This window comes from Halomonas sp. 113 (assembly GCF_904067645.1).
Classification (GTDB): domain Bacteria; phylum Pseudomonadota; class Gammaproteobacteria; order Pseudomonadales; family Halomonadaceae; genus Vreelandella; species Vreelandella titanicae.
Window position 1 is genome coordinate 4888848 of record NZ_LR881453.1, and the last position, 12077, is coordinate 4900924.

The 12077-nt window shown below is 51.8% G+C and carries 11 protein-coding genes; 3 read left to right on the forward strand and 8 right to left on the reverse strand.

Features of this window, described 5'->3' with window-relative positions; translation table 11 throughout:
• The first annotated feature begins 115 nt into the window (after positions 1 to 115).
• From YERSI8AC_RS22730 to YERSI8AC_RS22740, 3 genes are read left to right on the forward strand one after another with little or no spacing between them, the layout of a single operon-like run.
• On the forward strand, positions 116 to 1153 hold the full coding sequence (locus YERSI8AC_RS22730; protein WP_138799466.1) for a TRAP transporter substrate-binding protein: 1038 nt from the start codon (positions 116 to 118) through the stop codon (positions 1151 to 1153).
• Positions 1154 to 1180: 27 nt separating this feature from the next.
• Complete coding sequence (locus YERSI8AC_RS22735; RefSeq protein WP_138799619.1) at positions 1181 to 1678, forward strand: TRAP transporter small permease; 498 nt, start codon at positions 1181 to 1183, stop codon at positions 1676 to 1678.
• Positions 1675 to 2937, forward strand: coding sequence for a TRAP transporter large permease (locus YERSI8AC_RS22740; RefSeq protein WP_138799467.1), 1263 nt, complete (start codon positions 1675 to 1677; stop codon positions 2935 to 2937). Before YERSI8AC_RS22735 ends, YERSI8AC_RS22740 begins: the two co-directional genes overlap by 4 nt.
• Before the next feature lie 104 nt (positions 2938 to 3041).
• Here YERSI8AC_RS22740 and YERSI8AC_RS22745 read toward each other — a convergent pair whose 3' ends face one another.
• The 8 genes from YERSI8AC_RS22745 to YERSI8AC_RS22780 all read right to left on the reverse strand — a co-directional run bounded on the left by YERSI8AC_RS22745 (position 3042) and on the right by YERSI8AC_RS22780 (position 11695).
• The gene (locus tag YERSI8AC_RS22745) at positions 3042 to 3263 is read right to left on the reverse strand and encodes a hypothetical protein (RefSeq protein ID WP_022521375.1); all 222 of its coding nucleotides are present in this window, start codon (positions 3261 to 3263) and stop codon (positions 3042 to 3044) included.
• A 104-nt stretch (positions 3264 to 3367) separates the two neighbouring features.
• Entirely contained in the window at positions 3368 to 4414 is a 1047-nt protein-coding gene (locus tag YERSI8AC_RS22750) for a GlxA family transcriptional regulator (protein WP_022521374.1), read from the reverse strand.
• 263 nt (positions 4415 to 4677) lie between these two features.
• Positions 4678 to 5976 (reverse strand): TRAP transporter large permease, encoded by a 1299-nt coding sequence (locus tag YERSI8AC_RS22755; protein WP_138799468.1) that lies wholly within the window; start codon positions 5974 to 5976, stop codon positions 4678 to 4680.
• Positions 5977 to 5997: 21 nt separating this feature from the next.
• Positions 5998 to 6516 carry a TRAP transporter small permease gene (locus YERSI8AC_RS22760; RefSeq protein WP_022521371.1) on the reverse strand — a complete coding sequence of 173 codons (519 nt, stop codon included), beginning with the start codon at positions 6514 to 6516 and terminating at the stop codon, positions 5998 to 6000.
• A 73-nt stretch (positions 6517 to 6589) separates the two neighbouring features.
• Positions 6590 to 7540, reverse strand: a complete 951-nt coding sequence (gene dctP / locus YERSI8AC_RS22765) for a TRAP transporter substrate-binding protein DctP (RefSeq protein WP_159177676.1) — start codon at positions 7538 to 7540, stop codon at positions 6590 to 6592.
• Between the two features lie 326 nt (positions 7541 to 7866).
• The gene (locus YERSI8AC_RS22770; RefSeq protein WP_022521369.1) at positions 7867 to 9372 is read right to left on the reverse strand and encodes an aldehyde dehydrogenase; all 1506 of its coding nucleotides are present in this window, start codon (positions 9370 to 9372) and stop codon (positions 7867 to 7869) included.
• A gap of 80 nt (positions 9373 to 9452) precedes the next feature.
• The gene (locus tag YERSI8AC_RS22775; protein WP_022521368.1) at positions 9453 to 10781 is read right to left on the reverse strand and encodes an NAD(P)/FAD-dependent oxidoreductase; all 1329 of its coding nucleotides are present in this window, start codon (positions 10779 to 10781) and stop codon (positions 9453 to 9455) included.
• A 23-nt stretch (positions 10782 to 10804) separates the two neighbouring features.
• On the reverse strand, positions 10805 to 11695 hold the full coding sequence (locus YERSI8AC_RS22780; protein WP_138799470.1) for a dihydrodipicolinate synthase family protein: 891 nt from the start codon (positions 11693 to 11695) through the stop codon (positions 10805 to 10807).
• Between the last annotated feature and the right edge of the window lie 382 nt (positions 11696 to 12077).

The following is a 12077-nucleotide window of genomic DNA, read 5'->3' on the forward strand; positions in this document are numbered from 1 at the left end:
TTTTGGATTATTATCGCGAATAGTGGAATAAAAATAAGTAATTTGCCCTGTTAGTTCGATGTGATATAGATGAAGCCCAACAAGATAATAAGAACAGCCACCACTAGGAGATAATGTGAATAACCGCGCCCGCTTCATCCCATCTGTTGCATCCTGTAATACAAGTAAATTCAAACAGTTAAACTTAACATTGCTATGCGCTGGCCTGCTTGGTTTACCGCTGATGGCCCACGCCGAGGAAATAACCCCTACCAACCTGCGCTTAGCGACCGTGGTAAATACAGAAGATACTTACCATATCGCCGCCGAACGCTTTCAGCAGTTAGTCAGCGAACAGACCGACGGCGCGGTCTCCGTAGAGATCTTCCCCAATGCTTCTCTGGGAGACGAGCGCACCATTCTGGAAGGGATGCAGATCGGCACTGTCGATATGGGCGTGATCACTAACGGGCCCGTGGCTAACTTCGTTGATGAGTTCTCGGTATTTGAGCTGCCTTTCCTCTTCCCTACCGCCGAATCTGCCTACTCCGTGCTGGATGGTGAGATCGGCCAGGAAATACTGGGCAAATTAGAGGATGTGAACCTTAAAGGGCTGGCATTTGCTGAGCGCGGCTTTCGCAATATCACCAATAGCCAGCACGCGATTAATGCGCCCCAGGATCTCGAAGGCTTGACACTGCGCGTCATCGAGAACGAGGTCTATGTGGATACGTTCCGGGAACTCGGCGCCAATGCCGTGCCCATGGCGTGGACAGAAGCGCTGACTGCCCTGCAACAAGGCACGATTGATGGCCAGGAGAACCCGGTTAACGCCATCCATGCCTTTAACCTGGCGGAAACCCAGGACTACCTCACCATGACGCGGCATATCTATGCGCCAGCGATCTTCATTATGAGCTTACCCACCTGGAACGGCCTTCAAGAGGAGGTTCAGGAGATCGTACTTGATGCCGCCAGCGAAGCTTCTAGCTATGCCAGAGAACAAAATGCCATCATGGAAGCCGAGCAGTTAGCCGAATTAGCTGAGGCAGGTATGGAAATTAATGAGTCGCCCGATATCGCCGCATTTCAGGAAGCCGTTGCCCCGGTGTATGAGAAGTACGGTGATCAGTTCGGTAACTATCTGCAACGCATCCAGGAGGAAGTGAAGTAAGTGCCCACTCACACGCACCCATTGGTAATGTTGCTACAGCGTACTGAACGCTTTCTGGACGCCATTCTACAGCCCGTGGTCTTTGCGGGCATGGCGGCGCTGATTGGGGTGATTACCCTGCAGATCGTCTCTCGTGTGCTATTCACCGCGGTGGGCTGGACTGAGGAGGTCGCCCGCTTTCTGTTGGTATGGATCACCTTCTTAGCTGGCACCTTGGCGTTTCAGCGCGGGCGACACATTGCCGTGACCTTTGTGGTGGATGCCCTGCCTGGCCGCCTGCGCCAAATCGCCCGGCTTGCCGCCCTGCTGATTGTTTTGGCGTTTATGATCACGCTGATCGTGATCGGCTACCGCTACATGCAAGTGCAGAGCTTTCAGAAATCCGCCTCGCTGCGGCTTTCGATGACCTATGTCTACGCGGTGATGCCAATCTGTGCGGCAATGATGGCGTGGTATGCGCTGGTCGATATCATCGAGCTGCTGATTAACGGTGAAACCTCCCAACCCCAGGAGGAGTCGCTATGACGCTGCTGCTGTTTGGGCTGTTCTTCCTGTTTATGCTGCTGGGCGTGCCAATTGCCTTTGCGATTGGCGCCAGCACGCTCTATGCGCTCTATCAATCCGGCGTGCCGCTGATGGTGGTCACCCAGCAGATGTTCCAGGGCATCAACTCCTTTGCCCTGGTGGCGATCCCGATGTTTATCCTCGCTGGGGATTTAATGGCCCAGGGTAAGGTGAGCGAGAAGCTGGTCAGCTTTGCCGATTCGCTGGTCGGTTTTATGCGCGGCGGGCTCTCAGTGGTCTCGGTGATGGCGGGCATGTTCTTTGCGGCAATCTCCGGTTCTGGCGCCGCGACCACCGCCGCGGTGGGTTCCAGTCTGGTGCCGGAACTAAAACGCAAAGGCTATGACCCGGCCTCAGCAGCCAGCTTGATCGCCGCCAGCGGCACCATCGGGGTGGTGATTCCGCCCTCGGTGCCGATGATCATCTACGCGGTGATCGCCCAGCAGTCCGTTTCCAAGCTGTTTTTAAACGGCTTTTTACCGGGTTTGGCGATGGGGTTAGGATTAATGGCCATTGCCATTGCTCAGGCCTATAAGCGCCAGTACCCCAAAGGCACGCTGCTCTCGCTGGCAACCATCTGGACGACCTTTAAAGACGCCAGCTGGGGCTTGATGACGCCGGTGATTATCCTGGGTGGTATCTTCTCGGGCATCTTCACCCCTTCAGAGGCGGCGGTAGTGGCGGTGAACTACGCCATGCTGGTGTCGCTGTTTGTGTATCGTGACCTTAACCTGCCCCAGATTTATAAGCTGCTGATCCGTTCGGCGATGACCACCGCGGTGATTATGCTGGTGATTGCCATGTCGGCGGTGCTGAGCTGGACGCTCTCAAGCTGGCAAGTGCCTGGGGCGATTGCCCAGGCCGTGCTGTCACTGTCTACCAACCCTTACGTGATTATGCTGCTGATCGTGGGGATTATTCTGCTCACCGGGGTGTTTATCGAAACCGCCAGTGCGCTGATTATCCTCACCCCGGTGCTGTTGCCGTTGGTGCTGCAGCTGGGGATTGATCCGATCCACTTTGGTTTGATTATCGTGGTGGGGCTCTCCATCGGTATGATTACCCCGCCGGTGGCGATCAACCTCTATGTGGCCTCATCGATCACCCAGCTACCGCTGGAGCGTATTACCCGCGCGATCATCCCTTACCTGCTGGGGCTGATCGGGGTGCTGCTGTTAGTGGTTTACGTGCCGATTATGTTGGGTTGGTCGGGCAGTTAACCGCAAATAAGCGTTCAACAAAGACCCAGCACTTTAGCCAGTGTGCTGGTAGCCACTTAGCGGGCAACGCGTGTAGCTCCTCGCTCACCTTTGCGCCCATAACATTAGCGCGGCGCCATATCCTGGCAGTGGCCAGTCTCTTCAGGGAGTTCAGGGAGCAACACCACCTGAGCTCCCCAAGGGCAGCGTTTTGTTGGCTTAGGGGAGTCAGTCTCATCGTTTTCCGCTGCGCCGGTATTGGCGCCTTCCTCGTCAACTGCTATTTCAGCTTTGTTGATCAGATTGTAGTACCAGCGCAAACGAGTGGCATTGAGTTTGCAGTGCATAATGATCTCTAAAACCAAGGATATCGTCAGTGTATTCGCCGATGATTAGCTTGAGTAGCTGGGATTATTTGATCCCTTACTGCTTTGTGACGAAGCGCGCTAATTTAATAGCTTTGAGATTGGCAATATTTTCTAAACTGGCCGGGAGTAATGTTGAAAAGCTGGCTAAAACAGCTATGAAAATGAGAAATGCTCACAAACCCCGTCGCTAAGGCTATTTCAACGACAGTTTTATTGGTCTGTTGAAGTAACTGCCGGGCGCGTGTTAAACGTAGCTCCATATAATAGCGAGACGGGCTCGCGCTCACGTAGTGACAAAACAAGCGCTCTAACTGGCGTCTCGAAATATCAACCCATCTAGCAATTTCCGATATAGACAAAGGCTCTTCAATATTATTTTTCATTAGCTGTAAGGACGTCTTTAGCTTTTCTGGTAGCGCGTGATTTTGATCAACCGAAATAGTAGATATATCAGGCGAATCCAACCCTTTATCGCAGCTAAGCATCTCTTCCACGGCGCTCGCAACCTCATTACCGCAATCCGCTCTTACTACCTCTAGCATCATACTTAAAGAGCTACTGGCGCCTGCACAGCTCAGCCGATTACGGTCTACAATAAAGCTTCGGGTCGATACAGATACTTCCCTGAATGCTTCTAGCATCATTGCTCGCCCATCGGGGTGATAGGCGCACTGATAGCCATTTAATAAACCGGCCTCAGCAAGAAAATAAGCACCGTTCCACAACCCGCCAAGCGCTACTCCCTTGCTACTGGCAGTTCTCAGTTTATTTCTTATAAGCGCTGTAGATATGGGCCTCACACGAAGACCGCCACACACAATTAACATGTCTATTTGTGAGGCATTTATGTCAAGCGCCGATAGAGAGGTTTCATTCTTTACTTCTATACCCAGGTCAGAAACAGTAGCTCCCTCTTCACAGCCCACCACTAGCACTTCATAAATCTTTTTAGACCTCATTAAATTAGTTGTTATCAATGCATCAACGGCTCCTGTAAATGCCATCAAAGAGAAATTTTCAAGCAGCAAAAAAGCAACTCTTCTAATTTCCGCATTAGCAACCGATGAGTTTTTTGGCTCGAGATAAGCCATATTTTTATTCTTAAATAAACTTGGAAATTTATCATTCACATCAAGACCTCTCGTAATAGCCACCACCAAGCACATCAATATAAAAAACAATAAAATAAGGGCAGTTATGAAGCTAGATCACGAATAGCATCCTTTCTCTTGATAGAATATCAAAACCTCTCTAACCAAGAAGGAAAAAATAAAATCAAGTACTATTCAATAACTTTCATCATATTCATGGCTACCCTATTTAAATAGTTTAAACTTTCGGCGAGAGACATTAGAAGTATTTTCACATCTGCAGAAATTTTCTCAAGCAAGCATCAGTTCACGTAGCCAAGTAATCGTGGCAAATAAAGCGCTAGTGGCGGCCAATAGGTGGTGATCAGCATCACCGGGAGAGCGGTAAATAGCATCAAGCTCAGTGCGGGGCGGATCGCTTGAGATACACCAACCTCGGTGACTTGGCACGACATGAAAAGAATCGGTGCCATGGGCGGGCTGTTGCAGCCAATCACCACACTAGTGCCAATTATCGCTGCGAAGTGGATTGGATCAATCCCGAGCTGTGCTACTACTGGCACTAACAAAGGGCTGGCAATCGCGATCACGCTCACATCGTCCATAATCATGCCGATCATGATTAGGAACACATTCACCATCAGTAGAATGACAATCCTGTTCTCAAATGTGTCCAGCAGGAAAGTGGTCAACTGCTGGGGTACACCTTCTAGAGTGAGGATACGGCTGACAATAAACGAGAAAAATAGAATGATGATGATGATCCCAGATGTCGTGGCAGCAGCCACCATACACTCTAGGACTTTTTTGATATTAAGCCCCTTGTAAACGAACATACCCACCGGGATAGCATAGGCTACGGCGACAGCTGCCGCTTCGGTGGGCGTAAAGATACCGCCATAAATACCACCGAGAATGATCACTGGCAGCATCAAGGCAGGAATGGCCTTCCAACCGGTATCACCAATCGCCTTGGCTCTTTCATTAAGCGGCATCTTTGCGCTGACGACCCCAGGTGTAAGCCGTATTTTAATCGCGTTATAAACGCATAGGAAAAGTATTAATAATAAGGCAGGGCCGATAGTAGCGAGGAAGCTTGCAGCAACCGATTGACGGGTCACAATGGCGTAAAGAATCATGGTGATGCTAGGTGGTATCAATAGCCCTAGTAATGATGAGATACCCAGCAGCCCAGCAATGTACGGTTTCTCATAACCATGTTTTTGCATGGGGCCAACCATGATGGTACCTATGGAAGCCACTGCAGCAGAGGCAGTGCCTGAGATCGCCCCAAAGATACCGCAAGCCACGACCATAGATGACCCCATGCCGGAGCGGGAGCGACCGGTCAGCGCTTCGACAAAAGCCACCAACCTAGCGGCTAGGCCGCCCGACTGCATCAGATAGCCGGTCATGATGAATAAAGGCAAGGCAATAAGAATAATCGAGTTGATAGAGGAAAAGCCGGTAGTGGCAAGAAAAGTTACGTCGACATCGTAGAAGAAGGCTAGCGTTGCGACCATCGCGGCGAAAGAAAACACCACTGGTACACCAATCAGCATCAACAGAACTACCATGCCAATGGCTATTAAAGCGCCCATAATTAACTCCCTTAAATAGTACTACCGCTGAATCGGCGTACTACTATCTTTTTTGTGGCAAAGTGCCTGGATATCGTTAATGAGATCCCTGACAAGGTATAGGGTCATGAACAAAGCGGCGGTCAGGAGGCTGACCTGCGAAACATACATAGGGATCGAGAACACAGGTGTTGTTTGGCTCCTCTGAAGGGCCCACTGGAACAGCTCATTACTCCATAAGACAAAGAGCCCTGCCATGAGGATAGAAATTACGGTGGCTATGATACGAAACGCCAAAATGACCTTCTCATTTTTAATGACGACAGGAATAAAGTCTGCCCGAAGATGAGCGCTGTTCTTAGAGGCCAGAATAGCGCCGAGCATGTAGAACCAGATAACCGCTATTAGAACCAACTCTTCCACCCCGAAGAGAGGAATCCCTAGAAACGAACGCGCGGTAATACCGACGACAAAAGATAGCGCGACAAACAATCCTATTATTGCCACGATTGGTGCAATAATTCTGTCGAGCAGCCAGTCGATGCACTTGAAAATGATCATGGTATCTCTCAGCTCCTTAATTCTCTGGATATATAAAGCAAGGGCAGAGTCAGCGATGACTCTGCCCTTAGAATCAATTTTCCAGTTGAGTGTGACTGAGAATTTCCTGGATCAGCTCGGTACCAAATTCTTCCTCTGCTTGCTGCCATACCACGTCGCGCACGTGCTGCGCCATCTCTGCTAACTCTTGATCGGAAAGCTCGATGTACTCCATACCGCCTTCTTGAGCGGTGGCGATCCAGTACTCATCCTCGGATTGGGCATCCGAGAACTGCTTGTCAACGACCTCATAGGCTGCAGACGCGACAATTTGCTGATCCTCTTCGTCTAAGGCTGCCCAGGTATCCTGGTTCATCATCAGCGCAGCTTGACCGAAAAAGTGCTTGGTATGCACAAAGTAGTCGAGGATTTCGCCGAAGAACTCATAGTCCCAGTAAATGATATTGCCGGCGTCGCCATCCACCACGCCTGTCTGGATGGCAGTATATACTTCGTTCCAGTCAAGCGGCACCGAGTGGTAGCCCATCGCCTGTACGGTTTGAGGTACGGGAAAAGCAGGAATGGCACGTACCTTCAATGCTTTCTCCTGGGCTTCGCCGAGGCTTACCGCATAATCACCACGCGTAGCGACGCCAGTGAACCCCCACGGAAAAGACCCAAACATCTTGAGCCCCATATCAGTGAAGATCGGCTCAACGATACCGTTCATCCAACCGCCGCGCTCCCAAGCTGTCTGTGCTTCCTCCCAATCCAAGAATAGATAAGGTAGCGACATCACTCCAACCCGGTTGTCGTAGGAGGTCGGAGTAGCGGCGATGACCATGTCAACACCGCCCATTAGCATATGGTCGAAAACCTCGCTGACATTGCCAAGCGCTCCTTGGTGAAACACCTGGGCTGTCATGCGACCATCTGAGCGTTCTTCGATCAAATCAGCCCACCTCTGCATGCCCCGCCCTGCCGGAGAATCTGCCGTATCCTCCGCATTTACCATACGGAAGCGGTAGGTATCATCGCTCGCCATAGCAACGCCTGGAATTATCAAGACAGAAGCAATGAGGGTATTCAAAATAATACAGTGGTTGAGCTTTGTTGAAGTTTTCATTTATTAGCTGCCTTTTTTTAGTGGAGATATTGTAATCTGGCGTTTTTCTTTATCTGTTGTATTGCAGTTATCCGTTTAAACTACTTTGGTGAGTTAAGTAGTGGAAACGACATTTTTGACCAGCAAACCACAACCTTTTGTTATGGATAAAAAGATTTAACGGATTTTTCAGGCCTGCCTTCCAAGTACAAAACAGGAGAGACAGGGGCGCAGCAGGCGACTTGAGTAGCTTTCCCTTACTCTATTTAGGTGAGTTTTATCCAGGTTGTTTTGAGTTCGCAGTACTGGTCATGAGCGTAGATAGATTTATCGCGCCCACCAAAACCGGATTGCTTGAATCCGCCAAACGGAGTGGTAATGTCGCCTTCGCCGAAACAATTTACAGTCACAGTGCCAGCACGAATCGCCGACGACATGCGATGAACGGTGTTAAGGTCGTTGCTCCAAAGCGATGCCGCGAGGCCGTAGCAGGTGTCGTTGGCTAAAGCGATGGCTTCTTCTTCGGTATCAAATGCCATCACCGCCAGCACTGGGCCGAAGATTTCTTCACGGACAATGGTTGATTCAGGGGTAGCGTCATCGAAGATCGTCGGCTGCACGAAGTAACCGCCGCTCTCTTTGCGAACCCGCTCACCACCGGTAAGTAATGTAAGTCCTTCCTTTTTGGCTGTTGCAATATACGAAAGTACTTTCTCCATGTGAGCTTCCTCCACCAAGGCGCCAAGATTGACCTCAGGATCCAATGGGTCGCCCAGCTTCCAATCACTTTCCAACTGGGCCAGCACCTCCTTGAGCAGGGCGTCCTTGATGGAACGGTGTACAATAAGTCGCGAACCCGCTGAGCAGTTCTCACCCATATTCCAAAAAGCGGCAGCGAGAACGTTACTGGCGACCGTCTTGATATCGTGGATATCGGGCATTACCACCTGAGGGTTTTTGCCACCACATTCCAGCAAGACTTCCTTGAGATTACTGGCCGCCGAGTATTCAAGGAACATGCGCCCAACTTCTGTGGAGCCAGTAAAGCCCACTAGGTCGATATCAGGGTGCATACCAATTGCCTTACCAGCCGTTGATCCCATGCCGGGTAGTACATTGAGCACCCCTGCTGGCACGCCTGCTTCGAAGGCTAACTCAGCAAGGCGCGTGGTGCTCAGCGAAGTTAGCTTGGCAGGCTTGAGGATCACGCTGTTCCCAGTGGCTAACGCCGGACCCAGCTTCCAGCCAACCATCATGGCTGGGAAATTCCACGGTAGCACTGCGCCAACCACACCGATCGGCTCGCGAGTGACGATGGAAAGCACACTGCTCTCAGTGGGTGTTACGGCATCGTTGAGCTTGTCGATGGCTTCGGCATGCCAGCGGATGGTATTAGCGGTATCGGGGATATCGACATTGAAGCACTCACTGATCGGCTTGCCAGCCTCAATGGCTTCGAGCACCGCTAACTCCAGGCAGTTTTCCTCAATCAGATCGGCGAAGCGTTGCATGATCGCTTTGCGTTCGGCGGGCGCCATCTTCGACCAAACACCCGCTTCGAAAGCGCGGCGTGCGGCTTTGGCGGCGATATCAACGTCCTCGGCATCACACGCGGCCAGCTGAGTAATAACCTCTCCGGTGGCCGGATTAAGGGTGGCGAAGGTTTTGCCCGACCTTGCTGGTACGAACTGACCATCGATGAAGGCTAGATTGCGATATTCGAGCCGTTCAATTTGCTGCGCAATATTTTCCTGGGTGAGGGTGTTGGCCATTATTTTTTACTCCCTTATTGATCTCTCGGTTACGTACTTCTCTCTGCACGAAGCATGGTTTTCTATATCGATTCGGTCACTTAGCGTTCAATTCCAGCTCGCCACTCCTTCCAGGCGAGGGCCTTGCGCACCCCCATGCCAAGCAGCGGATAGGGCGGGTTGGCGGCTGGCTTGGGCTGCTTCAACATGATATCGAGCAGCTCACTCTCCATACCGAGTGCGTATTCGGCGATCAGTTTTCCGGAGATAGTGCCGCCAGTCAGACCCAAGGCGTTTTGGCATAGGGCGCTGAACACGCCAGGGGCGAGTTCACCAAACGGTCTGCCATTGTTGCGGGTTAGGCATAAAGCCCCTCCCCATGTGTATTCGAAGCTCACCTTCGATAGCATTGGAAAGCGTCGTTTAAAGGAACTCTGATGGGCGGCTCGCGCTCTTGCCAGCTGGCGATCATTGGTACTGACGTTAGGGTTATAGGTGAAGGAGTTTCGGATGCAAATACGCCCGTCTCCCATGCGTCTAACCGTTGTGCCCATTGGGTCTGCTGGTATCAGCGCCCAGCTATTGTCGCCGCCTAGCCTGGCGCACTCGGCATCGCTCAGTTGGCGAGTCAGGCTACTGTAGGTGTAAATCGGCAGCAGACGCCCCTTGAGTCCCAGTTGTTCGAACTGAGCAGCATAGGCATTGTTGGCTAGCACTAGTCGGGGCGCCTCAATGCGGCCCTGGTCGGTCACCAGCACATGGGGTTTGCCCACGTTTATATGGCGTACCGGGCTGTCCTCGAACAACTGCACGTTTTCGGGCAGAGCCTGGCTCAGGCCTCGTACTAACGCCGCCGGCTGAACCAGCACGCAGCCGGGAGTATGCAAGCCAGCTTTGTAGAAGCGCGTGCCGGTAATTGTCTGCATATCATCAGCGTTTAATGCGCGGTAGGGCTCGCCAAGCGCAGAAAGCCCATTGGCAAACGTTTCCAACACACGGATGCCTTGGTCTCTAGCCGCGCCATGCAGTTTGCCCTGCTCGCGCCAATCGCAGTCAATACCATGGCGCTGCACTATCTCGCGCATGTAGTCGATTGCGCCGCGGTTAAGGCGAATCTGTTCTAGATCGTGAGTGCGGTCGCCAGTGTAGTCGCTGGAGTTAAGGTCATGCGGTAGATCGATCATGAACCCCGAATTGCGCCCAGCGGTACTGAAGCCAACGCGCCGAGCATCAATCAGGGCGATATCGTCGTTTGGTTTCAGCTCGGCCAAGCGACGGGCCGCAGCCAATCCAGCCAGACCAGCCCCCAATACCACCCAGTCGGCCCGTACGTTGCCACGCAGCGGCATGCTTGGCGGGGGTGGGGGCAAGGTTTCGTACCAGCCGCAGCATCCATCGTCCTGGGGAAGAAACTTGCATTGCAGCTTCATGGGGCGTGCTCCACGGCAAGGTTTCAACTGCGGCAGGCAACCAATGCATCATAGACCTGCTTGAAGACAGCCTTCTCTTGCTCATTCAAGGGCAGCAGCGGGCGTCGCGCCGGGCCGACTGGCAGGCCAGCCAGCTCGCAGCCGTATTTGATGTACTGACAGAACTTGCCACCCTGCTCCAGTAGATTGAGCATCGGTAGCAGCCGCGCGGCCAGCTCACGCCCGGTGACGAAGTCTTTATCTATTACACAGGCCTTATGCAAAGCGACGTGCTCGGGGGCTAGGAAGTTGGAAGCACCGGCCACCCAGCTCCGGGCGCCCCACACGAAGAATTCCAGCACTTGGTCATCCATGCCACAGCTTAGCTGTAGCTGATCGGCGTGATCGGTGGCTAGCGTATGGAGGCGCTCAATAGAACCTGTACTTTCCTTGATTGCCTGTATATTAGGGCGGTCGCGCAGGGCTTCTATTAGCGCCATGGTCATCGGCACACCGGTGCGATCAGGAAAGTTGTAGAGCATAACCGGCATATCGAAGGCATCATCAATAGCACGGATATGTGCCAGTAACTCGTCTTGAGCCGGTTGGCAGTAGTAGGGCGCGGCCACCAGCAGAGCATCGAAGCCACTATTCTTAGCATGTTGGCCCAGTTCTAAGCTGTCTGCTGTGGCAGTGGCATTGATCCCTGCCATCAACGGAATCCTTCCCTGTACATGCTCTATTACTCGGTCAAAGAGTCTCTTACGCTCATCCATGCTCTGGGCGTAGTACTCGCCTGTAGTGCCACCGATGATTAAACCATGCACTCCCTGTTCAATTAGTGTATTGAGCAGTTCATCCAGAGCTTCGAGCTTTAGAGAGCCATCACTGTTGAAGGGCGTGACGACAGGAGTCCAGATACCGTCGAAGTTCATATTATTACCTTTTGGAAATGACGATGTGAGAGCGTCGCCCGTTAAATATTTACGAACGGTTTTGCGGCTGAGTTTGTTCAAATATTCTCAAGCGAGCCGAACTGTCAGGATAAGCAGTGATGCCATAGCGACGGAAGAAACCTTTTCTATCGTCAAATCATGAGCAGATGTTATGGGGAGACCGGTATCTTTTATCAGAGCCAAAGGTTCAGAATGAGGTATTACCAGAAAGTACGTTAGCAACCCTGGCAGCTAGAAAATAACAACTCTTCACCTGCTGGCGATGAAGATATCGGTGCAGTAAGCCGCCTGATTGCTAGTCTTTTTACTTCCTTCCACGCTCTGCCTTTCCTGACAGCTTAAGGGTCTGTTGATAACCGTT